30 protein-coding genes, 1 other RNA gene and 3 pseudogenes are annotated in these 26,486 nt (G+C 62.2%); 21 read left to right on the forward strand and 13 right to left on the reverse strand.

The annotated features are described in order from the left end of the window. The 12 genes and pseudogenes from EN749_RS38630 to EN749_RS07155 form a co-directional block, all read left to right on the forward strand. Positions 1 to 172, forward strand: a pseudogene (locus tag EN749_RS38630) (FAD-binding oxidoreductase); the annotation flags it as partial. 31 nt (positions 173 to 203) lie between these two features. Further along, positions 204 to 1,205, forward strand: a complete 1,002-nt coding sequence (locus EN749_RS07105; RefSeq protein ID WP_128362834.1) for a 4-hydroxyproline epimerase — start codon at positions 204 to 206, stop codon at positions 1,203 to 1,205. Positions 1,206 to 1,539: 334 nt separating this feature from the next. Further along, entirely contained in the window at positions 1,540 to 2,442 is a 903-nt protein-coding gene (locus EN749_RS07110) for a branched-chain amino acid ABC transporter permease LivH (protein ID WP_128362835.1), read from the forward strand. Positions 2,443 to 2,446: 4 nt separating this feature from the next. Next, complete coding sequence (livM, locus tag EN749_RS07115; protein ID WP_127320417.1) at positions 2,447 to 4,042, forward strand: high-affinity branched-chain amino acid ABC transporter permease LivM; 1,596 nt, start codon at positions 2,447 to 2,449, stop codon at positions 4,040 to 4,042. Continuing rightward, positions 4,042 to 5,076: pseudogene (locus EN749_RS07120) on the forward strand (ABC transporter ATP-binding protein); the annotation flags it as partial. The gene livM and the pseudogene EN749_RS07120, both read left to right, overlap by 1 nt. A gap of 89 nt (positions 5,077 to 5,165) precedes the next feature. Further along, positions 5,166 to 5,894: an ABC transporter ATP-binding protein gene (locus tag EN749_RS07125; RefSeq protein ID WP_127296224.1), complete on the forward strand. Its 729-nt coding sequence runs from the start codon at positions 5,166 to 5,168 to the stop codon at positions 5,892 to 5,894. A gap of 112 nt (positions 5,895 to 6,006) precedes the next feature. Next, the gene (locus EN749_RS07130) at positions 6,007 to 6,354 is read left to right on the forward strand and encodes a DUF6867 family protein (protein WP_127320415.1); all 348 of its coding nucleotides are present in this window, start codon (positions 6,007 to 6,009) and stop codon (positions 6,352 to 6,354) included. 137 nt (positions 6,355 to 6,491) lie between these two features. After that, the gene (locus EN749_RS07135; RefSeq protein WP_127382923.1) at positions 6,492 to 7,610 is read left to right on the forward strand and encodes a branched-chain amino acid ABC transporter substrate-binding protein; all 1,119 of its coding nucleotides are present in this window, start codon (positions 6,492 to 6,494) and stop codon (positions 7,608 to 7,610) included. 289 nt (positions 7,611 to 7,899) lie between these two features. Continuing rightward, positions 7,900 to 11,358 carry a pyruvate carboxylase gene (gene pyc / locus EN749_RS07140; protein ID WP_127808995.1) on the forward strand — a complete coding sequence of 1,153 codons (3,459 nt, stop codon included), beginning with the start codon at positions 7,900 to 7,902 and terminating at the stop codon, positions 11,356 to 11,358. Between the two features lie 155 nt (positions 11,359 to 11,513). After that, entirely contained in the window at positions 11,514 to 11,774 is a 261-nt protein-coding gene (locus EN749_RS07145; protein WP_013529099.1) for a DUF2312 domain-containing protein, read from the forward strand. A 50-nt stretch (positions 11,775 to 11,824) separates the two neighbouring features. Then, on the forward strand, positions 11,825 to 12,265 hold the full coding sequence (locus EN749_RS07150; protein ID WP_128362836.1) for a hypothetical protein: 441 nt from the start codon (positions 11,825 to 11,827) through the stop codon (positions 12,263 to 12,265). 7 nt (positions 12,266 to 12,272) lie between these two features. Further along, positions 12,273 to 12,584, forward strand: coding sequence for a hypothetical protein (locus EN749_RS07155; protein WP_127270382.1), 312 nt, complete (start codon positions 12,273 to 12,275; stop codon positions 12,582 to 12,584). 82 nt (positions 12,585 to 12,666) lie between these two features. Here the strand turns inward: EN749_RS07155 and msrB are convergent, their stop codons facing one another. From msrB to EN749_RS07175, 4 genes are all read right to left on the reverse strand, one after another. Further along, the gene (msrB, locus tag EN749_RS07160) at positions 12,667 to 13,071 is read right to left on the reverse strand and encodes a peptide-methionine (R)-S-oxide reductase MsrB (protein ID WP_128362837.1); all 405 of its coding nucleotides are present in this window, start codon (positions 13,069 to 13,071) and stop codon (positions 12,667 to 12,669) included. Positions 13,072 to 13,422: 351 nt separating this feature from the next. Then, positions 13,423 to 14,613, reverse strand: coding sequence for a VWA domain-containing protein (locus EN749_RS07165; protein ID WP_127808996.1), 1,191 nt, complete (start codon positions 14,611 to 14,613; stop codon positions 13,423 to 13,425). Positions 14,614 to 14,620: 7 nt separating this feature from the next. Then, positions 14,621 to 15,067: a GNAT family N-acetyltransferase gene (locus EN749_RS07170; protein WP_127808997.1), complete on the reverse strand. Its 447-nt coding sequence runs from the start codon at positions 15,065 to 15,067 to the stop codon at positions 14,621 to 14,623. Positions 15,068 to 15,153: 86 nt separating this feature from the next. After that, a complete protein-coding gene (locus tag EN749_RS07175) occupies positions 15,154 to 15,993 on the reverse strand; it encodes a MoxR family ATPase (protein ID WP_127808998.1) in 840 nt (279 codons plus the stop codon). A gap of 148 nt (positions 15,994 to 16,141) precedes the next feature. Here EN749_RS07175 and ssrS point away from each other — a divergent pair. The 4 genes from ssrS (at position 16,142) to EN749_RS07195 (ending at position 18,711) form a co-directional block, all read left to right on the forward strand. Then, positions 16,142 to 16,297: non-coding RNA, 6S RNA (ssrS, locus tag EN749_RS07180), on the forward strand. 96 nt (positions 16,298 to 16,393) lie between these two features. Further along, positions 16,394 to 16,981 carry a 5-formyltetrahydrofolate cyclo-ligase gene (locus EN749_RS07185; RefSeq protein ID WP_128362838.1) on the forward strand — a complete coding sequence of 196 codons (588 nt, stop codon included), beginning with the start codon at positions 16,394 to 16,396 and terminating at the stop codon, positions 16,979 to 16,981. 69 nt (positions 16,982 to 17,050) lie between these two features. Beyond that, complete coding sequence (locus EN749_RS07190) at positions 17,051 to 17,875, forward strand: YmdB family metallophosphoesterase (protein WP_127319132.1); 825 nt, start codon at positions 17,051 to 17,053, stop codon at positions 17,873 to 17,875. A gap of 74 nt (positions 17,876 to 17,949) precedes the next feature. After that, positions 17,950 to 18,711, forward strand: a complete 762-nt coding sequence (locus EN749_RS07195) for a TerC family protein (protein ID WP_127269216.1) — start codon at positions 17,950 to 17,952, stop codon at positions 18,709 to 18,711. 16 nt (positions 18,712 to 18,727) lie between these two features. Here EN749_RS07195 and EN749_RS07200 read toward each other — a convergent pair whose 3' ends face one another. Genes EN749_RS07200 through EN749_RS07215 form a run of 4 tightly spaced genes read right to left on the reverse strand, consistent with a single transcriptional unit; the run spans position 18,728 to position 20,553 of the window. Then, on the reverse strand, positions 18,728 to 19,195 hold the full coding sequence (locus EN749_RS07200; protein WP_127808999.1) for an SRPBCC family protein: 468 nt from the start codon (positions 19,193 to 19,195) through the stop codon (positions 18,728 to 18,730). Between the two features lie 26 nt (positions 19,196 to 19,221). Further along, on the reverse strand, positions 19,222 to 19,584 hold the full coding sequence (locus EN749_RS07205) for a hypothetical protein (RefSeq protein ID WP_127269214.1): 363 nt from the start codon (positions 19,582 to 19,584) through the stop codon (positions 19,222 to 19,224). A gap of 49 nt (positions 19,585 to 19,633) precedes the next feature. Beyond that, a complete protein-coding gene (locus EN749_RS07210; protein WP_127319138.1) occupies positions 19,634 to 20,026 on the reverse strand; it encodes a VOC family protein in 393 nt (130 codons plus the stop codon). 44 nt (positions 20,027 to 20,070) lie between these two features. After that, positions 20,071 to 20,553, reverse strand: coding sequence for an SRPBCC domain-containing protein (locus EN749_RS07215; RefSeq protein ID WP_128289474.1), 483 nt, complete (start codon positions 20,551 to 20,553; stop codon positions 20,071 to 20,073). Positions 20,554 to 20,605: 52 nt separating this feature from the next. Here EN749_RS07215 and EN749_RS07220 point away from each other — a divergent pair, with 52 nt between their 5' ends. The 3 genes from EN749_RS07220 to EN749_RS07230 all read left to right on the forward strand — a co-directional run bounded on the left by EN749_RS07220 (position 20,606) and on the right by EN749_RS07230 (position 22,228). Beyond that, positions 20,606 to 20,929, forward strand: a complete 324-nt coding sequence (locus tag EN749_RS07220) for a helix-turn-helix domain-containing protein (protein WP_127809002.1) — start codon at positions 20,606 to 20,608, stop codon at positions 20,927 to 20,929. A gap of 214 nt (positions 20,930 to 21,143) precedes the next feature. Continuing rightward, positions 21,144 to 21,893 (forward strand): YebC/PmpR family DNA-binding transcriptional regulator, encoded by a 750-nt coding sequence (locus EN749_RS07225; RefSeq protein ID WP_023811824.1) that lies wholly within the window; start codon positions 21,144 to 21,146, stop codon positions 21,891 to 21,893. After that, on the forward strand, positions 21,890 to 22,228 hold the full coding sequence (locus tag EN749_RS07230; RefSeq protein WP_127398421.1) for a SelT/SelW/SelH family protein: 339 nt from the start codon (positions 21,890 to 21,892) through the stop codon (positions 22,226 to 22,228). Before EN749_RS07225 ends, EN749_RS07230 begins: the two co-directional genes overlap by 4 nt. Before the next feature lie 18 nt (positions 22,229 to 22,246). Here EN749_RS07230 and EN749_RS07235 read toward each other — a convergent pair whose 3' ends face one another. Genes EN749_RS07235 through EN749_RS07245 form a run of 3 tightly spaced genes read right to left on the reverse strand, consistent with a single transcriptional unit; the run spans position 22,247 to position 23,729 of the window. Further along, a complete protein-coding gene (locus tag EN749_RS07235) occupies positions 22,247 to 22,393 on the reverse strand; it encodes a hypothetical protein (RefSeq protein WP_127398423.1) in 147 nt (48 codons plus the stop codon). A 21-nt stretch (positions 22,394 to 22,414) separates the two neighbouring features. Continuing rightward, positions 22,415 to 22,894 carry an anthrone oxygenase family protein gene (locus EN749_RS07240; protein WP_127809004.1) on the reverse strand — a complete coding sequence of 160 codons (480 nt, stop codon included), beginning with the start codon at positions 22,892 to 22,894 and terminating at the stop codon, positions 22,415 to 22,417. A 1-nt stretch (position 22,895) separates the two neighbouring features. After that, positions 22,896 to 23,729, reverse strand: a complete 834-nt coding sequence (locus EN749_RS07245) for an NAD(P)H-binding protein (RefSeq protein ID WP_128362839.1) — start codon at positions 23,727 to 23,729, stop codon at positions 22,896 to 22,898. Between the two features lie 104 nt (positions 23,730 to 23,833). Here EN749_RS07245 and EN749_RS07250 point away from each other — a divergent pair, with 104 nt between their 5' ends. Beyond that, the gene (locus EN749_RS07250) at positions 23,834 to 24,475 is read left to right on the forward strand and encodes a TetR/AcrR family transcriptional regulator (protein ID WP_128362840.1); all 642 of its coding nucleotides are present in this window, start codon (positions 23,834 to 23,836) and stop codon (positions 24,473 to 24,475) included. A 9-nt stretch (positions 24,476 to 24,484) separates the two neighbouring features. Here EN749_RS07250 and EN749_RS07255 read toward each other — a convergent pair whose 3' ends face one another. Both EN749_RS07255 and rpmE read right to left on the reverse strand, forming a co-directional pair. Next, positions 24,485 to 25,033, reverse strand: a complete 549-nt coding sequence (locus EN749_RS07255; RefSeq protein ID WP_245491293.1) for a hypothetical protein — start codon at positions 25,031 to 25,033, stop codon at positions 24,485 to 24,487. A gap of 51 nt (positions 25,034 to 25,084) precedes the next feature. After that, positions 25,085 to 25,306 (reverse strand): 50S ribosomal protein L31, encoded by a 222-nt coding sequence (gene rpmE, locus EN749_RS07260; protein WP_013529118.1) that lies wholly within the window; start codon positions 25,304 to 25,306, stop codon positions 25,085 to 25,087. Between the two features lie 207 nt (positions 25,307 to 25,513). Between rpmE and EN749_RS07265 the strand changes: the two are divergent. Continuing rightward, positions 25,514 to 26,461, forward strand: a pseudogene (locus tag EN749_RS07265) (ABC transporter transmembrane domain-containing protein); the annotation flags it as partial. Positions 26,462 to 26,486 lie beyond the last annotated feature (25 nt).

Genomic DNA, 26,486 nt, shown 5'->3' on the forward strand with positions numbered 1-26,486 from the left:
TTCAGTGCCAGTCATCGGCGGCGCGCCGGGAAAGCGGCCGGTGGTCTATGCCTTCGGCCATGGCCATCTCGGCCTGACCCAGGCGGCGGCCACCGGACGGTTGATCAGGGATCTTGTCCTGGGGCAGACTCCACCGATCGAACTGGCCCCCTTCAGTCCGCGACGATTTTGATATTTTCGGGTTTTAATTTTCGAGGAGCGTCATGGCCAAGAAATCCTTCTTCTGCATAGACGGCCACACCTGCGGCAATCCGGTGCGGCTGGTCGCTGGCGGCGGCCCGCTGCTGCAGGGCGCGACGATGATGGAGCGGCGTGCGCATTTTCTGGCCGAGTATGACTGGATCCGCACCGGCCTGATGTTCGAGCCGCGCGGCCACGACGTGATGTCCGGTTCGATCCTCTACCCGCCGACGCGCGAGGATTGCGATATCGCCATCCTGTTCATCGAAACCTCCGGCTGCCTGCCGATGTGCGGCCACGGCACCATCGGTACGGTGACGATGGCGATCGAGCACGGTCTGATCAAGCCGAAGACGCCGGGCGTGCTTCGGCTCGACACGCCGGCCGGCCTTGTCATCGCCGAATACAAACAGGTCGGCGATTATGTCGAGGAGGTGCGCATCACCAATGTGCCGTCCTTCCTCCATGCCGAGGGGCTGACAGTCGAATGCCCTGGGCTCGGCGAAATCACCGTCGATGTCGCCTATGGCGGCAACTTCTACGCCATCGTCGAACCACAGAAGAACTATCGCGACATGGCCGATTATTCGGCGGGCGACTTCATCGCCTGGAGCCCGGTGGTGCGCCAGCGGCTCAACGAGAAATATTCCTTCGTCCATCCCGAGAACCCGGGCATCAACCGGCTGTCGCACATGCTGTGGACCGGTGCTCCGACGGTGGATGGGGCGGATGCCCGCAATGCCGTGTTCTACGGCGACAAGGCGATCGACCGCTCGCCCTGCGGCACCGGCACCTCGGCGCGCATGGCGCAGCTTCATGCCAAGGGCAAACTCAAGGCCGGCGACAGCTTCGTCCATGAATCGATCATCGGTTCGCTGTTCAAGGGCAAGGTCGAAAAAGACGTCACCGTGGCCGGCAAACCGGCCATCATTCCCTCTATCGGCGGCTGGGCGCGGATGACCGGACTGAACACCATCTTCATCGAGGACCGCGACCCGTTCGCGCATGGATTTGTTGTCAAGTGATGGGAATCCTGACCCTGCGGAAAGCGAGGGCTTGAAAAATGGATCATGCCAAAAACGCAAGGATTCCTTTCATCACCTAATTTTGACGGCGATTTCTTCGAAACGGAGCGCATGATGCGGTCGAATCGTCAAAGACATTGCGTTATGCCAATGGTAGGGTCCGCGATAGTCCAGGGGCCGGATGGTGGAAAACGGGCAATCGGACAGCGTGCTTCGAAAACACGCATCACGATTGAAAAATGACGTTGCAATCCGGGCTCGAAACTTTACGACTAGGGGAAATACGAAAAGGAATGCGTCTGCATGGGCGACATTCCAGGGGAGCCATGTACACATGCAGTACTTTGTCCAGCAGCTTATCAACGGGCTGACGCTGGGATCGATCTATGGGCTGATCGCGATCGGCTATACGATGGTCTACGGCATCATCGGCATGATCAATTTCGCCCATGGCGACATCTTCATGGTGGGTGCCTTCACGGCTCTGATCGTCTTCCTCGCCCTTGGCGCGCTGTTCTATTCCGTGCCGGTTGTGCTGGCGCTGCTGATCATGATGATCGTGGCGATGCTGCTCACCAGCCTCTACAACTGGACAATCGAAAAAGTCGCCTACCGGCCGCTGCGCGGTTCGTTCCGACTGGCCCCGCTGATCACTGCCATCGGCATGTCGATCGCGCTGTCGAACTTCGTCCAGGTGACGCAGGGTCCCCGCAACAAGCCGATCCCGCCGATGGTCAGCCAGGTTTACAACTTCAACGGCATCAGCGTGTCGCTGAAGCAGATCATCATCGTCGTCGTCACGGCGCTGCTGCTGGCGCTGTTCTGGTATCTGGTCAACAAGACCTCGCTCGGGCGAGCGCAACGGGCCTGTGAGCAGGACCGCAAGATGGCGGCGCTGCTCGGCATCGATGTCGACCGCACCATCTCGATCACCTTCATCATGGGTGCGGCCCTTGCTGCGGTCGCCGGCACTTTGTTCCTGATGTATTACGGCGTCATTGCCTTCTCTGATGGCTTTACGCCGGGCGTGAAAGCCTTCACGGCGGCGGTGCTGGGCGGCATCGGTTCGCTGCCGGGCGCGGTGGTCGGCGGGCTGATGATCGGCTTCATCGAGAGCATGTGGTCGGCATATTTCTCGATCGACTACAAGGACGTCGCGGCGTTCTCGATCCTGGCCATCGTGCTGATCTTCCTGCCTTCCGGCATATTGGGCCGGCCAGAAGTCGAAAAGGTCTGAGACCATGGCCGTCACCGTATCTCCGGAGCGCGACACCGTCGCCACGCCTATGCAGCGCGCGTTGCGCGAGTCACTTTATGCCGCTGCCATATCGTTTGGCCTGTTCGTGCTGTTCATCGGCCTGAAGACCGGCCAGAACATTTCCAATGAATTGGTCCTGACGACGCGCTGGGGCCTGCTTGCCGCCGTGGTGATCGCCACGGCCATCGGGCGCTTCCTCTATGTCGCTTATGGCCAGCCCTTCCTGGCCAACCAGAAGATCACCGACGTCGCCACCGGTCTGCTGCCGGCCAGCGTGGCGTCACGCTTCTTCCAATTGCCGGCCTTCATCGTGGCCTTGGTCGCGGCGGTGGTGTTGTTTGCGGTCAACAGTTCTCTCGTCGGATGGGTGGGAGCGGAGCCGGCGGGCTATCTGCAATTCCTGCGCGCCTTGGCGGTCATCTATGTGCTGGCCTGCGTGATCTATTATTTCCGGGGCTTCATCCATGCCAACTTCACCAAACTCGGCATTGCCGCGCTGATCCTCTATCCGATCCTGGTGGTGGCGATCCTGTCGCTGATGTCCTGGTCGTTCGTCGGCGGGCTGCAAGGCTCGCTGAAATGGGTCGACAATTTCGGCATCCAGATCCTGATCTATGTGATGCTGGCCTGGGGCCTGAACATCGTCGTCGGCCTCGCCGGCCTGCTCGACCTCGGTTATGTCGCCTTCTACGCGGTCGGCGCCTATGCCTATGCGCTGCTCGGCACGCAGTACGGCCTGTCGTTCTGGATCCTTTTGCCGGCCGCCGGCGCCATGGCCGCCTTCTGGGGCGTGCTGCTCGGCTTCCCGGTGCTGCGCCTGCGCGGCGACTATCTGGCGATCGTCACCTTGGCTTTCGGTGAGATCATCCGCCTGGTGCTGATCAACTGGCGCGAGGTCACCAACGGTTCGGCCGGTATTTCCGGCATCCCGAAGGTCACCTTCTTCGGCCTGATGACCTTCAACGTGTCGGACCCCAATTATATCGCCAAGGTGCTGCATCTGGCGACATCGAGCGCCTACTACAAGATCTTCCTCTATTACCTGATCCTGGCGTTGGCGCTGCTGACAGCCTTCGTCACCATCCGGCTGCGGCGCATGCCGGTCGGCCGTGCCTGGGAAGCGTTGCGGGAGGACGAGATCGCCTGCCGCTCGCTCGGCATCAACACCACCACCACGAAGCTCACAGCCTTCGCCACGGGTGCGATGTTCGGCGGCTTCGCCGGCGCGTTCTTCGCTGCACGGCAGGGCTTCGTCAGCCCGGAATCCTTCGTCTTCCTGGAATCGGCCATCATCCTGGCCATCGTCGTTCTCGGCGGCATGGGTTCGCTGGTCGGCATCGCGGTCGCCGCAATGGTGATGATCGGCGGCACCGAGGCATTGCGCGAACTCGACTTCCTCAAGCAGGTCTTCGGGCCGGACTTCACACCGGAACTCTACCGCATGCTTCTGTTCGGCATGGCCATGGTCATCGTCATGCTGTGGAAGCCGCGCGGCTTCGTCGGCAGTCGTGAACCAACCGCCTTCCTCAAGGAGCGAAAGGCTGTCTCAAGCTCCTTCACCAAGGAAGGACACGGCTGATGAATGCGAACCCTGTTCAGAAGGCCAATTCCGGCGTGAACGACGCTATCCTGCAGGTCGATCATCTGTCGATGAAGTTCGGTGGCCTTGTGGCCATCGGCGATCTGTCTTTCGCCGCCAAGCGCGGCGAGATCACCGCGCTGATCGGCCCCAACGGCGCCGGCAAGACCACGGTGTTCAACTGCATCACCGGCTTTTACAAGCCGTCGGAAGGCATGATCACGCTCAACCGGAACGATGGTTCGACCTTCCTGCTCGAGCGGCTGCCCAACCATGAGATCCCGGCGCGCGCCAAGGTGGCGCGCACCTTCCAGAACATCCGCCTGTTCTCCGGCATGACCCTGCTGGAGAACCTGCTGGTCGCCCAGCACAACAAACTGATGAAGGCATCGGGCTACACGGTCCTCGGCCTGTTCGGCTTCAGCGGCTATCGCAAGGCCTCGGCCGAATCGGTGGAACTCGCCAAGCATTGGCTGGAAAAGGCCGATCTTGTCGACCGTGCCGACGACCCGGCCGGCGACCTGCCCTATGGCGCGCAGCGCCGCCTCGAGATCGCTCGCGCCATGTGCACGGGACCCGAGCTTCTGTGCCTCGACGAACCGGCGGCCGGCCTCAATCCGAAGGAATCGGCGGCGCTCAACGAGTTGCTGATCGACATCAAGAACACCGCGGGCACGTCGATCCTGCTGATCGAGCATGACATGTCCGTCGTTATGCAAATCTCCGATCATGTCGTGGTGCTGGAGTACGGCCGCAAGATCTCCGACGGCAGTCCGCAATCGGTGCGCACGGATCCGCGCGTCATCGCCGCCTATCTCGGCGTCGACGACGAGGAAGTCGAGGCGGTTCTTACCGAAGTCGGCGACGAAGATGTGATCGAACAGCTCGATACCGGGCCGGATTACGCACATGGTCCGGGGACATCGTCGTCCTATCTCGCCGGGCCGGTGACCGACACGGTGGGCCACAGTTCAGGTGAGCGGGTTACGGTCGCCAAGGGCGCATCAAAGGCGGGTCAAGTCGACGCAAGAGCCAATGCCGCGCCCAGAAAGCCGTCCGAGCGGGTGAAGGCCAAGCCGGCCGCGAAACCTCCCACAGCCAAGCCGCGCGGAGGGCGTAAATGATGGCCGCGACAACGCTGCTCGATATCAAGGGCGTGCAGACCTATTACGGCAACATCCGGGCGCTGAACGGCGTCGATGTCACTGTGAAGGAAGGTGAGATCGTGGCGCTGATCGGTGCCAACGGCGCCGGCAAGTCGACGCTGATGATGACTATTTTCGGCGCGCCGCGCGCTCGCGCCGGCACCATCACCTTTGCCGGCACCGACATCACCCAGATGCCGACGCACGAGATCGCGCGCATGCGCATTGCCCAGTCGCCCGAGGGCCGGCGGATCTTTCCGCGCATGACGGTGATGGAAAACCTGCAGATGGGCGCCAGCCTCGACAACCTCAAGCACTATGACGAGGACGTCGAGAAGGTGTTCACGCTGTTCCCGCGGTTGAAAGAGCGCATCACCCAGCGCGGCGGCACGCTGTCGGGCGGTGAGCAGCAGATGCTGTCGATCGGACGCGCGCTGATGGCACGGCCGAAGCTGCTTTTGCTCGACGAGCCGTCGCTGGGTCTCGCGCCACTGATCGTCAAGCAGATCTTCGACGCCATCCGCGAACTGAACCGCACCCAGGGGCTGACCGTGTTCCTGGTCGAGCAGAACGCCTTCGGCGCGCTGAAGCTCGCCACGCGCGGCTACGTCATGGTCAACGGCAATGTGACGATGAGCGGCACCGGCAAGGAGCTGCTCGCCAATCCGGAAGTGCGCGCCGCCTATCTCGAAGGCGGACACCACTGAGTTCGGAGCGGAATGCGTGCATCCGCCATTCCGCTCCAGATTGTTTGTTTGTCGCATGATCTTTGTCCGGAAAGTCCGCAACTTTTCGGGGTCATGCTAAGGAGACTTCACCATGCAGGGCATTCTTTACGAGGAACCCTCGATCTGGCAGTTCTTCTTCGTCACCTGTCTGCTCGGCGGCTGGGCGGCGTGGATGACGGGCAAGGCCAGTGCTCAGACGTGGCGCAGCTTCATCCAGCTGTTCGCCTATATGCTGGGCCTCGGCATCGCGATCCGCTTCATCCATCACGCGCTGTTCGGCGGCACCATGTTCTCGCTGCACTATTATGTCGTCGACACCATCGTGCTGATGATCCTCGGCTTCGTCGGCTATCAATACACGCGCACCAACCAGATGGTGACACAGTATAATTGGCTCTACGAAAGAGCTTCAATCTTGAGCTGGAAACCGAAAGGTTGACGTTCATCATTAACGCCGCCTCGGAATTGAATCGGCGTGACAAGTGCCTGAAAATCGGCAAACTATGCTTTCTGCGATAAGGGTGGGCATCGCATGAAAGCTTCATCCACGCCCACTCCGTAAATGGGAGCGTTTAAATGAAAAAGTCACTTTTGTCCGCCGTAGCCCTGACCGCGCTTGTCGCGTTCGGCGGCAACGCGTGGGCCGATGTAATGTTCGGCGTTGCCGGCCCGATCACCGGTCCGAATGCCGCCTTCGGCGCACAGCTTCAGAAGGGTGCGGAAGCGGCTGTCGCCGACATCAATGCCAAGGGCGGCATCAACGGCGAGCAGATCAAGCTCGAAGTCGGCGACGATGTCTCCGATCCGAAGCAGGGCATCTCGGTTGCCAACAAGTTCGTCGGCGACGGCGTCAAGTTCGTGGTCGGCCACTTCAACTCGGGCGTCTCGATCCCGGCGTCGGAAGTCTATGCGGAAAACAACATCGTCGAGATCACCCCGGCTGCCACCAACCCGCAGCTCACCGAGCGCGGCTTGTGGAACGTGTTCCGCACCTGCGGGCGCGATGACCAGCAGGGTAGCATCGCCGGCGCTTATCTCGCCGCAAACTTCAAGGACGCCAAGATCGCCGTCGTGCACGACAAGACCACCTACGGCCAGGGCCTTGCCGACGAAACCAAGAAGGCGATGAACGCCGCCGGCGTGACGGAAGTCATGTACGAAGGCATCAATGTCGGCGACAAGGACTTCTCGGCGCTGATCGCCAAGATGAAGGAAGCCGGCGTTTCCATCATCTATTGGGGCGGCCTGCATACCGAAGCCGGCCTGATCATCCGCCAGGCGGCCGACCAGGGCCTCAAGGCGACGCTGATTTCCGGCGACGGCATCGTGTCGAACGAGCTGGCTTCGATCGCGGGCGACGCGGTTGCGGGGACGCTCAACACGTTCGGCCCGGATCCGCGCCTGATCCCTGCCAACAAGGAACTCGTCGAGAAGTTCCGTGCGCAGGGTTTCGAGCCGGAAGCCTATACGCTCTACGCCTACGCTGCCGTGCAGGCGCTTGCCGAAGCAGCGACCGTTGCCAAGTCGAACGACCCGCAGGCAGTTGCCAAGGCGCTGCATGAAAACGGCCCGTTCAAGACCGTGCTCGGCGACCTGTCCTATGACGCCAAGGGCGACCCGACGCTGCCCGGCTACGTCATGTACGAATGGAAGAAGGGCGACGACGGCAAGTACACCTACATCCAGAAGATGTAAGCGTCAGTCTCCAGACCGTTTACGGATGCCCGGCGCCTCGCGCCGGGCATTTTCTTTTCCCATCACGTTCAGGGGGCGGCCGACAGAGCCGGGTCCTTAGCCGGTGAATGATCGTGCGCTAACTGCAAAGCCGGCGCTTTTCTTGCTGTTCGGATGAATGCGAAGGGCTTCTGGCGCAATGATTCCATTTCAATCGGTTTAAACGCACGTCAATTTTGTTTGCACTGCAGCATTTTCACGCTAATCATTGCGCCGATTTCTCTTCCTTTCCGTTGCTGGAGCCCAGTCCTTGGCCATCACGAAGATCCTCGTCGCCAACCGGTCCGAAATCGCCATTCGCGTTTTTCGCGCGGCCAACGAACTCGGCCTCAAAACCGTGGCGATCTGGGCCGAGGAAGACAAATACTCCCTGCATCGCTTCAAGGCCGACGAGAGCTACCAGGTCGGACGCGGGCCGCATCTGACCCGGGACATGGGGCCGATCGAAAGCTATCTGTCGATCGAGGAGGTGATCCGCGTCGCCAGGCTGTCGGGTGCCGATGCTATTCATCCCGGCTACGGATTGTTGTCGGAAAGTCCCGAATTCGCCGACGCCTGTGCCGAAGCCGGCATTACCTTCATCGGGCCGAAGCCGGACACAATGCGGCGGCTCGGCAACAAGGTCGCCGCGCGCAATCTCGCCATCGAGGTCGGGGTGCCGGTGATCCCCGCCACCGATCCGTTGCCGGATGACATGGAGGCGGTCAAGAAACTGGCCAAGGGAATCGGCTATCCGGTGATGCTGAAGGCGTCATGGGGCGGCGGCGGCCGCGGCATGCGCGCCATCCGCGCCGAAGCCGACCTTGCCCGTGAAGTCACCGAGGGCAAGCGCGAGGCGAAAGCCGCCTTCGGCAAGGACGAGGTCTATCTTGAAAAGCTGATCGAACGCGCCCGCCATGTCGAGGTGCAGGTGCTGGGCGACACCCACGGCAATGCGGTGCACCTGTTCGAGCGCGACTGTTCGATCCAGCGCCGCAACCAGAAGGTCGTCGAGCGAGCGCCGGCGCCCTATCTCGAAATGTCGCAGCGCGAGGAGCTTTGCGGCCATGCGCTGAAGATCGCCCGCGAGACCAGTTACATCGGCGCCGGCACGGTCGAGTTCCTGCAGGATGCCGACACCGGCAAATTCTATTTCATCGAGGTCAATCCGCGCATCCAGGTCGAGCACACCGTCACCGAGCAGGTGACCGGCATCGACATCGTCAAGGCGCAGATCCACATCCTCGACGGCTTTGCCATCGGCACACCGGAATCAGGCGTGCCGGCGCAGAAGGACATAAGGCTGAACGGCCACGCGCTGCAGTGCCGCATCACCACGGAAGATCCCGAACACAATTTCATCCCCGATTACGGCCGCATCACCGCCTATCGCGGCGCAACAGGCTTCGGCATCCGCCTCGATGGCGGCACCGCCTATTCGGGCGCTGTCATCACCCGCTTCTACGATCCGCTGCTGGAGAAGGTGACGGCGTGGGCGCCGACGCCGGCCGAGACCATCGCCCGCATGAACCGGGCGCTGCGCGAGTTCCGCATCCGCGGCGTCGCCACCAACCTGACCTTCCTCGAAGCGATCATCAACCATCCGAGCTTCGCCGACAATTCCTACACGACCAAGTTCATCGACACGACGCCGGAACTGTTCCAGCAGGTCAAGCGCCAGGACCGCGCCACCAAGCTCATCAACTATCTCGCCGACGTCAGCGTCAACGGCCATCCCGAGACGCGCGGCCGGCCGCAGCCGAAGGCCGATGCGGCCGCACCCGTGGTGCCTTACCTCAACGGCAATGTGCCCGGCGGCAGCAAGCAGAAGCTGGATGTGCTCGGGCCGGAGAAGTTCGCCGCCTGGATGCGCGATCAGAGGCAAGTGCTGGTCACCGACACGACGATGCGCGATGGCCACCAGTCGTTGCTCGCCACCCGTGTGCGAACGCATGACATTGCCGGCATCGCCGGTACCTATGCGCGTGCCTTGCCGCAGCTTCTATCGCTGGAATGCTGGGGTGGCGCCACCTTCGACGTCGCCATGCGCTTCCTCACCGAGGATCCGTGGGAGCGGCTGTCGCTGGTGCGCGAGGCGGCGCCCAATCTGCTGTTGCAGATGCTGCTGCGCGGCGCCAATGGCGTCGGCTACACCAACTATCCCGACAATGTCGTGCAGCATTTCGTCAAGCAGGCAGCAAGCGGTGGCATCGACCTGTTCCGGGTCTTCGATTGCCTGAACTGGGTCGACAACATGCGCGTCGCCATGGATGCGGTCGGCGCCGAGGGCAAGCTGATCGAAGCGGCGATCTGCTATACCGGCGACATCCTCGATCCGGCGCGGGCGAAATACGACCTCAAATACTATGTCGGCCTGGCCAAGGAATTGCAGGCGGCCGGCGCCCACATCATCGCGGTCAAGGACATGGCCGGACTGTTGAAGCCGGCGGCGGCACGCGTGCTGTTCAAGGAGCTGCGCGAGGCGACCGACCTGCCGATCCATTTCCACACCCACGACACGTCGGGCCTGTCGGCGGCGACGGTGCTGGCGGCGGTGGAAAGCGGCGTCGACGCCATAGACGCGGCGATGGATGCTTTCTCCGGCAACACCTCGCAGCCATGCCTTGGCTCGCTCGTCGAGGCGCTGAAGGGCACAGAACGCGACCCCGGTCTCGACCCGCAATGGATCAGGAAGATCTCGTTCTACTGGGAAGCGGTGCGCAACCAGTACGCCGCCTTCGAAAGCGACCTCAAGGGGCCGGCTTCGGAAGTCTATCTGCACGAGATGCCGGGCGGGCAGTTCACCAATCTGAAGGAACAGGCGCGCTCGCTCGGACTGGAGACGCGCTGGCACGAGGTGGCGCAGACCTATCACGACGTCAATCTGATGTTCGGCGACATCGTCAAGGTGACGCCGTCCTCCAAGGTCGTCGGCGACATGGCATTGATGATGGTCAGTCAGGACCTGACCGTTGCCGATGTCGAAAACCCGGACAAGGATATCGCCTTTCCGGACTCGGTCGTCTCGATGCTGCGCGGCGATCTTGGCCAGTCGCCAGGCGGGTGGCCGACGGCGCTGCAGAGGAAGGCGCTGAAGGGCGACAAGCCGATCACGGTGCGGCCCGGTTCGCTGCTCAAGCCAGCCGACCTCAAGGCCAACCGCAAGGAAATCGAGGAAAAGCTCGAGCGCAAGCTGTCGGAGTTCGAATTCGCCTCGTGGCTGATGTATCCGAAGGTGTTCACGGATTTCGCCGGCGCGCAGGAAACCTATGGGCCGGTCAGCGTCCTGCCGACGCCGACCTATTTCTACGGCATGAAGCCGGAAGACGAGATCTTCGTCGACATCGAGAAGGGCAAGACGCTGGTGGTGCGCTGCCTGGCCATCGGCGATGTCGACGAGAAGGGCATGGTCACCGTGTTCTTCGAGCTCAACGGCCAGCCGCGTCGTGTCAAGGTGCCCGACCGGGCGCATGGCGCGTCCGCCGCCAAGGCCCGCCGCAAGGCCGAACCCGGCAACGAGGCGCATGTCGGCGCACCGATGCCGGGCGTCGTCTCGGCGCTTTCGGTGGCTGCCGGCCAGGCTGTGAAGGCCGGTGACGTGCTGCTTTCCATCGAAGCGATGAAGATGGAGACGGCGCTGCATGCCGAGCGCGACGGCACGGTCGCCGAGGTGCTGGTCAAGGCAGGCGACCAGATCGATGCCAAGGATCTGCTGATCGCTTTCAATTAGAGTTCGCAAAACGGACTGGTTGTCGGCTTCTGGCGGCAGCCCGCGCGGCTTGGTCGATAACGGCTTGACCCGCCGCCGCCGGTCGGGCATCGAACCGGCTCAAATTTTGCCGCAGTCGTCCGCGAGTCGCGGAGCCGATGCTTTTGGAGAAAAATATGGCCGACGATATCACCGATACCAGCCAGACTGTTGCCGCCGGCCAGCTGCGTGCCTTCATCGAGCGCATAGAGCGGCTCGAGGAAGAGAAGAAAACCATTTCCGACGATATCAAGGAAGTGTTCGCCGAGGCCAAGGGCACCGGCTTCGACACCAAGGCGATGCGCACGATCATCCGGCTGCGCAAGAAGGACCAGGCCGAGCGTCAGGAAGAGGAAACCATCCTCGATCTGTACAAGGCCGCACTCGGCATGGTGTAAGACTAGCCGGCCCCGGCACCGACGCGGTTGCCGGAGATACGGTTTGAGCCATGAGCGAATTCGACTTCGGCGCCCGCCGCGCCTCTGAATTCCGCCAGCGCGGCTTCTGGACGCTGTTCGCCGAGCGGCATCCGGAAGAAACGGCTTCGATGGCGAGGCGCGGACCCTGGTTCTGGCAGCGCGGGCTGCCCGACTTCGCCTTGGTTCTTTCCATGTATGTCGCGCCGGCGCAGAGCCAGGTCGGCGTCTTCTTCGGTCGCAACGAGAAGTTCGGCGCCACGCAGGCGTGGTCGCGGCTGAAGCCGTTTCAGCCTGATATCGAAGCCAGGCTGAAGCTCAGGCCGGAACAGAGTTGCGAGGACCTCGGCATCAATTCGATGTGGCGGGTGAACTGCTATGCCGAGGACAACTGGCCAGCCATGGCCGACTGGCTGGTGACCGAATGCTCGCGTATCGAGCGCGCGGTAACCGAAGTCCTGAGGCAGGGATAGACATCCGGTGTTGCCAGAGGGTATCGGCTCCTTTTTCCGCTCACGCTGGCAAGGCCAGGTGCCGCTCGACCGGCTGTTCTGGCGCGACCTTGTCCTCGTCGGCACCGCGGTCAGCATCGCCGCATCGGTGCTGGCGCTCGTTCTGCTCGGATTGAAGTTGCCGCTCGGGCTTGTGCTGGCAGTGCATTTCGCGTCGGTGCCCTACAGCCTGTTCCTGACCTTGGCGGTGTGGCGGACCACCGAAAAGATTCCCGGGGCCAAGGCCTGGATGATGACGCTGGGCGCCACGCTGTGGCTGGTGGCGATGATCGTGGTCTGATCGTCTGCCCAGAGGGGGCAATGGATACTTAAACGAAAAGGGCGACAGATGCCGCCCTTTCATAGTGTCGAACCCGGATGGCTCAGGCCGAAGGCTCGAATTTCAGCGCCACCCCGTTGATGCAATAGCGCAGGCCGGTCGGCGGCGGACCGTCCTCGAAGACATGGCCGAGATGGCTGCCGCAGCGGGCGCAATGGCATTCGGTGCGAACCATGCCGTAGCTGCGGTCGACGGTGTTTTCGACCGAGCCCCGCACCGGGTCGTTGAAGCTCGGCCAGCCGGTGCCGCTCTCGAACTTCAGCTTGGATTCGAACAAGGGCTGGTCGCAGCCGGCGCAGGAAAAGGTGCCGGCGCGCTTCTCGTAGAGCAAGGCGCAGCTTCCCGGCCGTTCGGTGCCGTGACCGCGCATGACGGCATACTGCTCCGGCGTCAGCCGGGCGCGCCATTCGGCGTCGGTGCGAGTTACAGGGTAGGTATGGGTGTCCATGTGATCTCCTCAGCCTTGCCGGCTCGTTGTTGATTGCAACCGGATATTCGCGTCAAGATAGGCATTTGTTACACGACTGCCCAGTGTCTGACGTTCCAAGGTTGAATTCCCCCTTCTTCAGGCGTCTGCGCCGCCCCTCACCTGCCTGCCGGCATCCTCTCCCCGTAAACGGGGCGAGGGGCCCTGTCGTCCGCGATTTCGCCAATTGTCAGCGTTGCAAGAAAGGCGCCGGCGTTGCGGCCAGGCCCTCTCGCCCCGTTTACGGGGAGAGATGTCCGGCAGGACAGTGAGGGGCGGCGCCAACTTTCACGATTGATGGTCTCTGAGGTGATGGTTCCGCACCTCTGACAACTAATGCTTCCTTGAAAGCTGCTTGGTCGCGCCTTCGAGCCCGGCCAGCGTCAGCGGGAACATGCGGCCGCCGAAGATGTCGCGGATCATCGCAATCGAATGGGTGTAGCCCCAGTTCCTGGGGTCTTCGGGGTTCAGCCATACCGCGTTCGGCCATTGCTGCAGCAGACGGCCGAGCCAGACGCTGCCTGCCTCCGGATTCCAGTGCTCGACCGAACCGCCGGGGTGAGCGATCTCATAAGGGCTCATCGAGGCGTCGCCGACGACGATCACCTTGTAGTCCGGACCGTATTTGTGAAGGAGGTCGGAGGTCGGAATCACCTCGGCATGCCTGCGGCGATTGTCCTTCCACACGCCCTCATAGAGGCAGTTGTGGAAATAAAAATATTCGAGTTGGCGGAATTCGGCGCGGGCGGCCGAGAACAGCTCCTCGACGCTCTTGATGTGGTCGTCCATCGAGCCGCCGACATCGAAGAACATCAAAAGCTTCACCGCGTTGCGCCGTTCGGGCCGCGTCTGCACGTCGAGATAGCCATGTTCGGCGGTGGCGTGGATGGTGCCGGGCAGGTCGAATTCCTCCTCGGCGCCCTCGCGCACCCAGCGGCGCAAGCGCTTCAGCGCGATCTTGATGTTGCGGGTGCCGAGCTCGACGGCATCGTCGAAGTTCCTGAACTCACGCCTGTCCCAGACTTTCACGGCGCGACGGTTGCGGCTTTCATGCTGGCCGATGCGCACGCCTTCGGGATTATAGCCATAGGCGCCGAACGGCGAGGTGCCGCCGGTGCCGATCCATTTCGAGCCGCCCTGGTGGCGGCCTTTTTGCTCCTGCAGCCGCTGTTTCAATGTCTCCATCAGTTTCTCGAAACCGCCCAGCGCCTCGACCAGTTTTTTCTCTTCGTCGCTCAGGTGCTTTTCGGCGAGGCGGCGCAACCATTCCTCGGGGATGTTGGCGACATCGACGGCATCCAGCCCGCCCAGTGCTTCGATGCCCTTGAAGACATGCGCGAACACCTGGTCGAAGCGGTCGATATGGCGTTCGTCCTTCACCAGCGCCGCACGGGCGAGGTAATAAAAACCTTCGACATCATAGTCGACCAGCCCGGCTTCCAGCCCTTCGAGCAGCGACAGATATTCCCGCAGCGAAACGGGAACACGCGCAGCCTTCAGTTCGAGGAAGAAGGGGATGAACATTGTCTATCTACAGCAGATCATACTCGATGAAGCCGGTGCGGCGCGCGACATGGTCGTAGAGTTTGCGCGCGGTGGTGTTGGTTTCGTGCGTCATCCAGTAGACGTTCTTGACGCCGACTTTGTCGGCTTCCTGTCTCACCGCCTCGATCAGCGCAGCGCCGATGCCCTTGCCGCGCACGTCAGGGTCGGCGAACAGGTCCTGCAGATAGCAATTGTTTTTTTCCGACCAGCCGGAGCGGTGGTAGAGATAGTGGGTGAGCCCAACCGCCTTACCGTCCAGCGTGGCGATGAAGCCTTTCGGCTCGAACTCACCTTCGGTGAACAGCCGCTTCCAGGTGACGGCATAGACCTCTTCCGGCAGCTTCGTCTCATAGAAGGTGAGGTAGTCGGTCCACAGCCGCCGCCAATCGGCGTGGTCGGACTGCGCGAGCGGGCGGACGATAATCTCAGACATGTCATCTCCTCTGAAGGTTTGGCCGAGGCTGCCTGCCTGTTCGGCTGCGGGCAACGGTCCACAGGAGGGAAAGCGCTGCTGCTGACCTATTGCTGCCTTCGTGCCATGAACGCCAGCCGCTCGAACAAATGCACGTCCTGCTCGTTCTTCAGCAATGCGCCATGCAACTTGGGCAGGGCGTTCTTCGGATCGGCGCGCAGATCTTCCGGCGCGATGTCGTCGGCGACCAGCAGCCTTATCCAGTCGAGCGCCTCGGAAGTCGACGGCTTCTTCTTCAGGCCGGGCACGTCGCGGATTTCGTAGAACTGGGTCAGCGCCGCGCGCACCAGGTTCTGCTTGATGCCGGGATAGTGGACATCGACGATTCGGTGCAGCGTGTCGACGTCGGGAAAGCGGATGTAGTGGAAGAAGCAGCGGCGCAGGAACGCGTCCGGCAACTCCTTCTCGTTGTTGGAGGTGATGATGACGATCGGCCTGACGGCGGCGCGGATGGTTTCGCCGGTCTCGTAGACGAAGAACTCCATCCGATCGAGTTCCTGCAGGAGGTCGTTGGGGAATTCGATGTCGGCCTTGTCGATCTCGTCGATCAAAAGCACGATCTTCCTGCCGGCGGCGAACGCCTCCCAGAGCTTGCCGCGTTTGATGTAGTTCCTGATGTCGTTGAAGCGCTCGTCGCCAAGCTGGCTGTCGCGCAGCCGCGAGACGGCATCATATTCGTACAGGCCCTGCTGCGCCCGCGTCGTCGACTTGACGTGCCATTCGATGAGGTCGACGCCGAGTGCAGCAGCCACCTGGCGGGCGAGTTCCGTCTTGCCAGTGCCTGGCTCGCCCTTGACCAGCAAGGGCCGCTCCAGCGCGATCGCCGCGTTGACGGCCACCATCAGATCCTTGTCGGCGACATAGGCCGCCGTGCCTTCGAAACGCATTCTTGCTCCTCGGTTGGTCATGGCAACCGTAAGGACGCGGCTCACCCTGTGCAAGGGTGCGCCGGCCGCGGCGAATGGGCTTGAACCCTGATGGAAACATATGCCCGTCTCACTGGCGCTTAGCCGGCCGGCAGCCTATATTGGGCGGGACGGTCTGTGCTTCCCGGCAGGAGAACATTTTCCCCGGGGCCTTAACGATCCTTAGGGAGCTGTCCCTGGGAAGACCCGTGGGTTTTCTCACACGGCGCCCACCTACTTTGTAGGTTCCCGGGATCGCTCTCTCCACCGGTTGTGTGGATCGTCACTTACTGCCACGCGTCCCGCATTTCGGTGGATGATTGCGGTGGAAAACGTCGCTCCCAAAACTCCATCCAGATCTGACCTTTTCTACCCTGGCTGAATGACCTCTCTCAAAGACCTGAAAAAGCAGCTTCGCCGTGAGGCCCTCGGACGCCGCAACGCGCTCGATGAGTTCTGGCGGGTGGAGGTCGCGCTTGAAATGGCGGAGACGGCGCGCGATCATCTCCACGTCGAGCCGGGCCAGATCGTTTCCGGCTTTTGGCCGATGCGTTCGGAAGTCGACGTTCGGCCGCTGATGTTTGCCTTGCGCGAAAAGGGCGCACGGCTTTGCCTGCCGGCCATTCTCGACAAGACCACGATCGTCTTTCGCGAACTGGTGCGCGGCGCGCCGATGGTCGAGATGGGTTTCGGCACGGTCGGCCCCCACGAGGAAGCCGAGGTGCTCGACCCCTCGCTGATGCTGGTGCCGCTCGCCGCTTTCGATGCGCGCGGCCATCGCATCGGCTACGGTGCCGGCTATTACGACCGCGCCATCGCCAAGCTGATCGACAGGGGCCGGCCGCCGCGGCTGGTCGGCATCGCCTTCGACTGCCAGGAGGTGGCAATGGTGCCGGATGAGGAACATGACGTCGTCATTGCGGAAATACTCACCGAGAGCGGGTTGCGCCGCTTCGCGCCAAAATTGTAGATAAGTACAAGGGACGCATGATCTTCACTGGCGTCATGCAGCTTTCGCTGACCTTCGGTGCGGGATCATATGAGACTTCTCTTCCTCGGTGACATGGTTGGAAAGACAGGACGCACGGCGGTGTGGGAACAGCTGCCCGGACTGATCTCCGACTTCAAACTCGATTTCGTCATCGTCAACGGCGAGAACGCCGCCGGCGGCTTCGGCATCACCGAAGAGATCTTTCGCGAGACGATCGCGGCCGGTGCCGATGTCGTCACCACCGGCAATCATGTCTGGGACCAGCGCGACGCGCTCGCCTTCGCGCCGCGCGAAGAGCGCTTCCTGCGTCCCTCCAACTTTCCCAAGGGCACGCCCGGGCGCGGCTCCGGTGTCTATATCGCCAGGAGCGGCGCGCGCGTGCTGGTCGCCAACATCATGGGCCGGGTGTTCATGCATCCCGAGCTCGACGATCCGTTCCAGGCCGGCGAACGCGAGCTTGCCGCCTGTCCGCTCGGCGAGCAGGCGGATGCCGTGATTATCGACTTCCACGCCGAGGCGACCTCGGAAAAGATGTGCTTCGCGCATTTCGTCGACGGCCGCGCCAGCCTCGTCATCGGCACCCACACCCACCAGCCGACGGGTGATCACCAGATCCTCAACGGCGGTACCGGCTATATGTCCGACGCCGGCATGTGCGGCGACTATGATTCCTCGCTCGGCATGGACAAGGAGGAGCCGCTCAACCGGTTCCTGTCGAAGGTGCCGAAAGGCCGCTTCGAGGCGGCGACCGGACCGGCGACTTTGTGCGGCGTCGGCGTCGATATTTCAGACCGCACAGGGCTGACCGAGCGGATTGCGCCGTTTCGTCGCGGGCCACGGCTGGAGGAAACCGCACCGTCCTTCTGGTCGTGACATTGATATAGGCACGCTTAGTACCTAACTGCCGGCGACACTGCTCTAGATCGTTAAAAGAGGGGACGACCTCCATGCAGCTCATCGAATTCCTGGCGCCGCATTTTCAATTTGTTTCCGACCCGACGGCCTGGGTCGCGCTGCTGACGCTGATTGTGCTCGAGGTCGTGCTCGGCATCGACAATCTGATCTTCATCTCGATCCTGACCAACAAGCTGCCGGAAGCACAACGGGCCCGTGCCCGCCGGCTCGGCATCTCGGCGGCCCTGATCATGCGGCTGGTGCTGCTGGCCACCATTTCGATCATCGTCCAGCTGACCACGCCGGTGTTCACGGCCTTCGGTCACGGTTTTTCCTGGCGCGACCTGATCCTGATCGCCGGCGGCCTGTTCCTGGTCTGGAAGGCGACCAAGGAGATCCATCACACCGTCGATCCCGACGACCACAAGGATACGATGATGGGCGAGACGCTGCAGATCAGCCTTGCCGGCGCGATCTTCCAGATCCTGCTGCTCGACCTGGTCTTCTCGATCGATTCGATCATCACCGCCGTCGGCATGACCGACGAGATCGCCATCATGTACATCGCCGTGATCGTCGCGGTCACCGTGATGATGCTGGCGGCCGGGCCGCTGGCCAACTTCATCGCCAAGAACCCGAGCATCGTCATGCTGGCGCTGGGCTTCCTTCTGATGATCGGCATGACGCTGATCGCAGACGGCATGGGCTACCATGTGCCCAAGGGCTACATCTATGCGGCGATGGGCTTTTCGGCATTGGTCGAGGGGCTCAACATGCTGGCGCGGCGACGTAAGAAGTCGGGCGGCGGGCATTGAGGCAGACCCTGAATACCTAATGTCCTGGCACGCCCTTCGGGTGACGGTCGCCGATCAGGCCGAGCGTCAGGCCCTGTTCCAGCCACGCCTTGGCGCCGGCCAGCACCAGCGTGAAGCCGCCGGTTGAGCCGACGGCCTCTTTCACCTGCTCGTCGCCATCCCCGGCGAAGCCAAAATTGCGAACCTCGAGAAAGGTCGTCTCGTCGGGCATTTCGGTGAAGGTCCAGACCACCGCGGTCGGCGGATCGCTCCATTGCATGACGATCTTTTCATTCGCGACGATCTCGCTGACGTCGACGGTCGTCGAGACACCGTACATGCGCCACTCCCAGAGGACTTGCTTGCCGCTGTCCAGCCGGCCGCTGCCATGGGTGAACCAGAATTTCGTGGTTATGGCCGGATCGACGATGGCCTCGAACACATGGGCGACAGGCCGCCGGATCAGCATGCCGGCTTCGGCGGTTGGCTTTTCGCGGATGTCCATCGGATGCTCCTTTCGGGGTTCGGCGCTCACCAGGCGTCCGGTTCGCGCAGCATGTGAATAATGTTGGCAGGGTTGGTGATCCAGCCGCCGCGGAAGCCCTCGCCCAAGGGCTCAATGGCGTCGCAACGCACAACACCGGCCTTGGCGAAATGATCCGCAGCCATGGGGAAATCCTTGGTGAACAGCTCCAGCCACACCTCGGCCTGGCTCATCATCGGCGCCTCATCGATCCACAGGCGGTTGGGGCCAAGCTCGAAGCCAATGGCCGGTGCTTTGTCTGTGAACGGCTTCAGGCCGACGACGTCGCGGTAGAAGGCGATCGTCGCCTCATATTGGTGCGGCGGTACCTTCATGGCGATGTTGATGCCGCCGGTGATTTTCGTGGTCATAGCTGGCTCCGTTGTCGTGTTCGGCTGTTGTCGCCTTTGCTCAGGCTGGTCATGCGAGATTTATCTGCCAGGAGACCCCGAACCTGTCGTTGAGCCATGCGAAACGGCGGCTGAAGCCGTAATTGTCCGGTGGCATCAGGAACGCGCCGTCCTTGCCCAGCGTCCCGACAATTCGGTTCAGCTCTTCTTCTGAGGAACAGTCCACATAGAGCGAGACCGATGGCGTGAACGTGAAGGCGTGGTGCACGGGGCTATTGAAGACCATGACTTCCAGCCCAGCGATCGACACCCGCGCCAGCTTGACCGTTCCTTGCGGGCCGTCTTCGCCGGGGCCGTAATTCGTGACGTCAAGCACGCTGCTGCCGGGAATGGTCTCGCAATAGAGGGTCATTGCCTCTTCGGCCTTGCCCTCGAACATCAGGAATGGCGATACTTTCGTCATCGCAAGGTCTCCATCTTCCTTCTGTTGCTCGGATATCGGGTCGCTCAAACATTAGTCTCGTTGGCGGGTTCGCCCTTCATCTCGCTGCGGTAGTAGCCGTCGCGCAAATTGATGCCGTATTCGACATAGGCCTTCATGCAGGCCAGCATCTGCGACCAGCCCTCGCAATTGAGGTAGGACTTCTTCAGGCCGACCGCGCCTTCCTGCCAACCGCTCTCGGCGATGGTGACGAAGGTGCCGCCATCGTCGAGCGGCTCGAAATTCATCTCGATGCGGGTCTTGTAGGCCGGCTTGCCGTCAGCGTCGGTGGCATCCCAGCGCAGCACGATGCGGCTGTCCTTGACCACTTCGTCGACCTCGACCGGCACCTTGCCCCACCAGACGACGCCGGCGCCAGCTTCCAGCGGGGCGCTGGCGCCGCCGATCGTGGTGAAGTAGCCGCTCAGTTTCTTCGGATTGACGACCGCGTCGAAGACGTCGGCGACCGGCTTGCCGATGCGTCCGGAGACACTGAATCCAAGTGACATATCCACAACTCCTTCCCTTGATCGGCCCAACAATATGTTATAGAAACATAACATGTCAAGCCAATCGCAAGACGACAATGTTTTCAAGGCGCTGGCGCATCCGCGCCGGCGTGAAATGCTGGATCAGCTGAAGGACACGCCGAAGACGACCGGCATGCTGTGCGAGGCCTTTCCCGACATCGATCGCTGCACCGTGATGCTGCATCTCAAGGTGTTGGAGGACGCCGACCTGATCGTTGCGCGGCGCGACGGCCGCGAGCGCTGGAACCATCTCAACGCGCTGCCGATCAAGCAGATCCACGACCGCTGGATCAGCCAGTATGCCGGGCATGCCCTCAGCATCATCGACCGGCTGAAGTCGGACCTCGAGGCGTGAGCGGCCGCAGCAGGTCATGTCGGCGGGTCCCATGCGTGGTGCGGCTGGACGAATTGAGCCGATTTATCTATAAGCCGGGCCATTCCGACAGAGAACGCCGTGCTTCCACGAGTTGCACCTGGGACGCTCTGAAATTTGAATTCGGGCATTGCGGCAGACGAGGTCAGATCACTTCGCTTCGGGATGCTCTAGCCGAGAAGACGACAGGGGTGCCATGGCTGGCCATTCACAGTTCAAGAACATCATGCACCGCAAGGGCCGCCAGGATGCGGTGCGGTCTAAAATGTTTTCCAAGCTGGCGCGCGAAATCACCGTCGCCGCCAAGAGCGGGACGCCCGATCCGTCGATGAACCCGCGCTTGCGCCTGGCGATCCAGAACGCCAAGGCGGTGTCGATGCCGAAGGACAACATCCAGCGCGCCGTCAACAAGGCCTCGATGGGCGATGCCGAGAACTACGAAGCCGTGCGCTACGAGGGCTATGGCCCGGGCGGCGTCGCCGTCATTGTCGAGGCGCTGACCGACAACCGCAACCGTTCGGCATCCAATGTGCGCGCCGCCTTCACCAAGGCCGGCGGCGCGATGGGCGAAACGGGCTCGGTGTCGTTCATGTGGGACCGTGCCGGCGAGATCTACTATCCGGCATCGGCCGGCAGCGCCGACAAGATCATGGATGCGGCGATCGAAGCCGGCGCCGACGATGTCGAATCCGACGAGGAAGGCCACACCATCTATTGCGGCTTTGAGAACATGGGCGAAGTGTCGAAGGCGCTGGAAGGCGCACTCGGCGAGGCTGAATCGGTCAAGCCGATCTGGCGGCCGCAAAACAACGTTCCGGTCGACGAGGAGCGGGCACAGTCGCTGATGAAGCTGGTCGCCACGCTCGAGGATGACGACGACGTGCAGAGCGTCTACGCCAACTTCGAAGTCGACGACGAGACCATGGCCAAGCTCAGCGCGGCATGAGCGAAGCTCAGTCCGAAATGAGCGGAGCTATACCCGCCACGAGCGAAAAGCCGTTGCCGGTCATCCGCATCACCTATTGCACGCAGTGTCAGTGGCTGCTGCGCGCCGGCTGGATGGCGCAGGAGCTGCTGTTGACCTTCGGCACGGACCTTGGCGAAGTGACGCTGGTGCCCGGCACCGGCGGCATCTTCACCATTTCCTGCAATGACGTGCTTGTCTGGGATCGCAAGCGCGACGGCGGCTTTCCGGACGCGGCCAAACTGAAGCAACTGGTCCGCGATGTCATTGATCCGGACCGCGACCTCGGCCATTCCGATCGGAAGACAAAGGCATAGGGGTCGCGAGCGCTGCCGTCACTTGCGTCGCCACGCACCGACGGCGGCGCCAATCGCAATACCCACGGCAACGCCCATCGGCAGATCATCCAGAGCGGTGCCGATCGCGGCACCGACACCAACTCCGATGGCCATGCCGAAGGCCATATTTGCGTAGTCCTTCATCGGTCGCTCCATCCATCGTCGTCAACGCGCGGCGAACCAGAAAGATGCCAGCGCGGCTATGCCGCTGATGGTGCGGACATGATTCCACATCACCCATTCATTGAGGTAGCGCGACCACACGGTTGCACCGTTGCCGCTTGCCGGATTGACGGCGGCGAGCGCATCGTTCAGCGGGACGTTGAAGATCATCGTCACCACCACGATGCCGATGAGATAGAGCAGGCTGCCGGCAATCAGCCAGAGCGAGCCCGGCTGGCTCCAGCCGATCGCCGCACCGATGGCGACAACAATGCAGACGAGCGCCGTGCCGAACAGCGCCGTCATGAACAGCGGCGTCACCGCTGTGACGTTGATGGAATTCATCGCGGCAATGCCGCTTGCGGCTGGCAGGCGGGCGAGGCCCGGCATGACGAAGCTGGAGAAAGCAAAGAAGACGCCACCGACGACGCCTGTGCCGATTGCGGCGATGAGGATGAGGGTGGGGAGAAGCTTCGCGATCATGTCAGTTGCTCCAGATGCCGGTTGCGGTGGTTTGCGTTGCGTAGGCGGAGAAGTCTCTTGGCTGGCGACCAAGCACGCGCTGGACGCCGTCGGTGAGCGACTCGTTGCGGCCGTCGAGCACCTGGGTGAACAGCTCATTGAGCAGCCAACCGAATTCGGGTGGTAGGTCCTGCGACGCGACAGCGGCAGTGAATTCGTCATGCGAGATCCTGACAAAGCGGATGTCGCGTCCGGCCGCCTTGGCAATCTCGGCGACCGCGTCTGCGAAGCTCAGCAGCCGCGGCCCGGTCAACTCATAGAGCTGGCCGACATGGCCTGGCTCCGTCAGCACGGCAAAGGCGGCGTCGGCGATGTCGTCGGCATCGACAAAGGGCTCGCCGACATTGCCGATCGGCAACGCCACTTCGCCTTCAGCCAGGGACCCGGTGAAGAAGCCTTCGCTGAAGTTCTGCGAGAACCAAGCGCAGCGCAGGATGGTCCAGTCGGCGCCCGAGGCCTTCAGCATCTCTTCGGCGCGCTGGGCTTCCGTTTCGCCGCGCCCCGACAGCAGCACCAGTCGGGTGACACCGTTTTGCACCGCGAGCCTGGCGAAGGCGTCGACGGTTTCAGCGGCGCCCGGCACGGCGATGTCGGGATAGTAGCTGATGTAGACGGCGCTGACGCCTTGCATTGCCGGTCCCCAGGTCGCTGGGACTTCCCAGTCGAAGCGCGGTGTACCGGAGCGCGAGCCGATCCGCACCGGCAGGTCGTGCGCCGTCAGCCGCTCGGCGAGACGGCGGCCGGTCTTGCCGGTGCCGCCGAGGATCAGAATTGGTTTGGTTGTCGGGTCAGTCATAACCGTTTCCTCTGTTTAAAATATGAATAATACTCACGTTTGCAAAATGTGATAAACCCTCGTATTTTGCGAGTCAAGCGATTTTGCTGGCATTGGAGTCAGTCATGGAAGACACGGCCGCGCCGGTTTCCCCGCGGGAGCAGATTGCTTCGCCGCGCCGGGCGCCCAGCCAGCAGCGCAGCCGCGAGCGGGTCGAGCGCATGCTGACTGCCGCCTCAGCGCTGATCGCCGAGCAAGGCAGCGACGCCATGCGCATGGGGGAGGTGGCGGAACGGGCAGGGGTGTCGATCGGGTCGCTCTACCAGTTCTTTCCGGACAAGCGGGCGATCATCTGGGCGCTGGCCGAGCGCTACACCGCCGAAAGCCAGTCCTGCATTTCGGCAGCACTGGCTGGTGTCAGGGACGCCGAATGCCTGCAGTCCGCGTTTTCAGAGTTGGTCGACATCTATTACCGGCTGTTCCTGGCCGAACCGGTGATGCGCGACATCTGGTCGGGCACGCAAGCCGACAAGGCGCTGCGCCAGCTCGAACTCGCCGACAGCCGGGCCAATGCCGAGTTTCTGACCGCGGTGCTGAAACGGCTGCGGCCGGCAGCCGATCCGGTGGCGCTGGAAACGACGGCGTTCCTGATCTGGCAAATGGGCGAAGCCGCCATGCGGCTGGCGATCTCGGTCGATCGGCTGGAGGGCGACAGGCTGGTCGCCGCGTATAAGCGCATGGCGTTGCGAGAATTGCTGGCCGAGTAGGACAGTGCACTAGCGGCCAAAATAGTCCTTCAGCATTTCGCCGCGTTCATCTTCTGTGCACATCGCCATGCGGCCGAGATTGAACCGGCCGCGACAAAGCGCGACGACGGACAATGCGCAGTTCACCGTCTCGTCATCGGTGGAAGTTGCCAGATCCCGCAATGCCAAATGCAGAAGCGTTCGCCACGCTGCCCTGTAATGCGGTTCGATCCAAGCACCAATCTTCGGGTTCCGGTCGTCGAGTAGGCGCGCTTCTTCGATGGTTGCGGCCAGACCATAGGCACCCCAATAAGCCGGAACGTGACCTTCGGAGATGCGAACGATTTCAACGACCGCTGCGTAAGACGCGTCTCCAACATCCCCCTGATGATGCAACTCATTCCAAAGCTCGTCCCAGACCGTTTTGTCATCATAGCGAAGGGCCAGTGTTCGCAAGGCCGGTCGAGGATCGTAGGCCACCTTGTATCCGCCTTTAAGGCTGGAACATCGATCGTCGTCGAGAATAAACATCTTGCCCTCCGAGAACCATTGCGTTCCACCAAGGCTGCCCGTGGTCAACAAAAACCCGCCACAAGGGCGGGTTTTCGATCTGCGTAAAGGTCGTCGAGCTTAGATGCCGAAACCTTCGAAACGCTTCTTGAACTTCGACAGGCGGCCGCCGCGGTCGAGCAGGGTCTGCTGGCCGCCGGTCCAGGCCGGATGGGTGGTCGGGTCGATATCGAGGTTCATCGTATCGCCTTCCTTGCCCCAGGTCGAACGGGTCGTGTATTCGGTGCCGTCGGTCATGACGACCTTGATGGTGTGGTAATCGGGATGGATGTCGGTCTTCATGGGTGCGGTTCCTGGCTTGCCGGCGCTGCCGACGGGCATAAGCCTGCGTCGATGCGCCCCTTTTTAAAACTCGAAGCCGCAGCTATTGAGGAGCCACGGCTTCTAAAACGGTCGGCGAGCCTATACATCAGCCGGAATTGAATCACAAGGCCGCGGCAAGCGCATATTGAGGCGCAGACCCCAAGGGCGGCTGGAGGAAACATCGGGATGGCGCAAATCACCAGCGCAGACGAGCGCCGGCGTTCGCTCAAGCCGCTCCGGCGCCTGTTCCCCTACATCACGCACTATCGCACACTGGTCGTCGGCGCCATCATCTCGCTGGTCATCGCCGCGGCAACCACGCTGGCGCTGCCGCTGGCGGTGCGGCGCATGATCGATCATGGTTTTTCGTCGTCCAGCACCACCTTCATTGCCGAATATTTCGCCGCCCTGGTGGCGATGGCCGCCGTGCTGGCGGCGGCGTCGGCCGGCCGCTACTATTTCGTCATCACGCTGGGCGAGCGCGTCGTCGCCGATATCAGGCGCGATGTGTTCGCCCATGTGACGACGCTGTCGCCTGCCTTCTTCGACACCGCCCAGTCCGGCGAGATCGTGTCGCGGCTTGCCGCCGACACGACACAGGTCAAGTCGGCGGTCGGAGCGACGGCCTCGGTGGCGCTGCGCAATGTCATCCTTGGTCTCGGCGCGGTGGGGATGATGGTCATCACCAGTCCGAAACTGTCGGGCCTGGTCATTGCAGCGATACCCGTGATCGTCCTGCCGCTGGTCGCTTTCGGCCGTTCGGTGCGGCGCAAATCACGCCAGGCGCAGGATACGCTGGCCGATGCCACCGCCTATGCCAGCGAGCAGATAGGCGCGGTGCGCACGCTGCAGGCCTTTACCAATGAGAAGCTGGTCACCGGGCATTTCTCGGCCGCGGTGGAAGCTGCTTTCGAGGCGGCACGCTCCTCGATCTTCGCGCGCTCCTTCCTTACCTTCTTCGCCATTTTCACCATCTTCTCGTCCGTCGTGGCGGTGCTGTGGTTTGGCTCGCGCGACGTGCTCGAAGGCTCGATATCGCCCGGTACGCTCGGCCAATTCCTGCTCTATTCGGTGTTCGCCGCCGGCGCGTTGGGCGCGTTGTCGGAAGTCTGGGGCGAGCTTGCGCAGGCGGCGAACACCGAATAGAGCAGGAATTGGC

Origin of the sequence: Mesorhizobium sp. M7A.F.Ca.ET.027.02.1.1 (assembly GCF_004022985.1) — a bacterium.
Lineage (GTDB): Bacteria > Pseudomonadota > Alphaproteobacteria > Rhizobiales > Rhizobiaceae > Mesorhizobium.

What these genes read in the sequence shown, in the direction of transcription:
- EN749_RS07250 (WP_128362840.1), top strand. Translation starts at nt 23,834, where the DNA reads ATGGAAGACACGGCCGCGCCGGTTTCCCCGCGGGAGCAGATTGCTTCG.
- EN749_RS07245 (WP_128362839.1), bottom strand. Translation starts at nt 23,729, where the DNA reads ATGACTGACCCGACAACCAAACCAATTCTGATCCTCGGCGGCACCGGC.
- EN749_RS07125 (WP_127296224.1), top strand. Translation starts at nt 5,166, where the DNA reads ATGGCCGCGACAACGCTGCTCGATATCAAGGGCGTGCAGACCTATTAC.
- EN749_RS07215 (WP_128289474.1), bottom strand. Translation starts at nt 20,553, where the DNA reads ATGTCACTTGGATTCAGTGTCTCCGGACGCATCGGCAAGCCGGTCGCC.
- rpmE (WP_013529118.1), bottom strand. Translation starts at nt 25,306, where the DNA reads ATGAAGACCGACATCCATCCCGATTACCACACCATCAAGGTCGTCATG.
- EN749_RS07185 (WP_128362838.1), top strand. Translation starts at nt 16,394, where the DNA reads ATGACCTCTCTCAAAGACCTGAAAAAGCAGCTTCGCCGTGAGGCCCTC.
- EN749_RS07240 (WP_127809004.1), bottom strand. Translation starts at nt 22,894, where the DNA reads ATGATCGCGAAGCTTCTCCCCACCCTCATCCTCATCGCCGCAATCGGC.
- msrB (WP_128362837.1), bottom strand. Translation starts at nt 13,071, where the DNA reads ATGGACACCCATACCTACCCTGTAACTCGCACCGACGCCGAATGGCGC.
- EN749_RS07205 (WP_127269214.1), bottom strand. Translation starts at nt 19,584, where the DNA reads ATGACCACGAAAATCACCGGCGGCATCAACATCGCCATGAAGGTACCG.
- EN749_RS07105 (WP_128362834.1), top strand. Translation starts at nt 204, where the DNA reads ATGGCCAAGAAATCCTTCTTCTGCATAGACGGCCACACCTGCGGCAAT.
- EN749_RS07130 (WP_127320415.1), top strand. Translation starts at nt 6,007, where the DNA reads ATGCAGGGCATTCTTTACGAGGAACCCTCGATCTGGCAGTTCTTCTTC.
- EN749_RS07210 (WP_127319138.1), bottom strand. Translation starts at nt 20,026, where the DNA reads ATGACGAAAGTATCGCCATTCCTGATGTTCGAGGGCAAGGCCGAAGAG.
- EN749_RS07225 (WP_023811824.1), top strand. Translation starts at nt 21,144, where the DNA reads ATGGCTGGCCATTCACAGTTCAAGAACATCATGCACCGCAAGGGCCGC.
- EN749_RS07150 (WP_128362836.1), top strand. Translation starts at nt 11,825, where the DNA reads ATGAGCGAATTCGACTTCGGCGCCCGCCGCGCCTCTGAATTCCGCCAG.
- EN749_RS07190 (WP_127319132.1), top strand. Translation starts at nt 17,051, where the DNA reads ATGAGACTTCTCTTCCTCGGTGACATGGTTGGAAAGACAGGACGCACG.
- EN749_RS07195 (WP_127269216.1), top strand. Translation starts at nt 17,950, where the DNA reads ATGCAGCTCATCGAATTCCTGGCGCCGCATTTTCAATTTGTTTCCGAC.
- EN749_RS07165 (WP_127808996.1), bottom strand. Translation starts at nt 14,613, where the DNA reads ATGTTCATCCCCTTCTTCCTCGAACTGAAGGCTGCGCGTGTTCCCGTT.
- EN749_RS07200 (WP_127808999.1), bottom strand. Translation starts at nt 19,195, where the DNA reads ATGGACATCCGCGAAAAGCCAACCGCCGAAGCCGGCATGCTGATCCGG.
- EN749_RS07220 (WP_127809002.1), top strand. Translation starts at nt 20,606, where the DNA reads ATGTCAAGCCAATCGCAAGACGACAATGTTTTCAAGGCGCTGGCGCAT.
- EN749_RS07230 (WP_127398421.1), top strand. Translation starts at nt 21,890, where the DNA reads ATGAGCGAAGCTCAGTCCGAAATGAGCGGAGCTATACCCGCCACGAGC.
- EN749_RS07135 (WP_127382923.1), top strand. Translation starts at nt 6,492, where the DNA reads ATGAAAAAGTCACTTTTGTCCGCCGTAGCCCTGACCGCGCTTGTCGCG.
- EN749_RS07110 (WP_128362835.1), top strand. Translation starts at nt 1,540, where the DNA reads ATGCAGTACTTTGTCCAGCAGCTTATCAACGGGCTGACGCTGGGATCG.
- EN749_RS07235 (WP_127398423.1), bottom strand. Translation starts at nt 22,393, where the DNA reads ATGAAGGACTACGCAAATATGGCCTTCGGCATGGCCATCGGAGTTGGT.
- EN749_RS07145 (WP_013529099.1), top strand. Translation starts at nt 11,514, where the DNA reads ATGGCCGACGATATCACCGATACCAGCCAGACTGTTGCCGCCGGCCAG.
- livM (WP_127320417.1), top strand. Translation starts at nt 2,447, where the DNA reads ATGGCCGTCACCGTATCTCCGGAGCGCGACACCGTCGCCACGCCTATG.
- EN749_RS07170 (WP_127808997.1), bottom strand. Translation starts at nt 15,067, where the DNA reads ATGTCTGAGATTATCGTCCGCCCGCTCGCGCAGTCCGACCACGCCGAT.
- EN749_RS07175 (WP_127808998.1), bottom strand. Translation starts at nt 15,993, where the DNA reads ATGCGTTTCGAAGGCACGGCGGCCTATGTCGCCGACAAGGATCTGATG.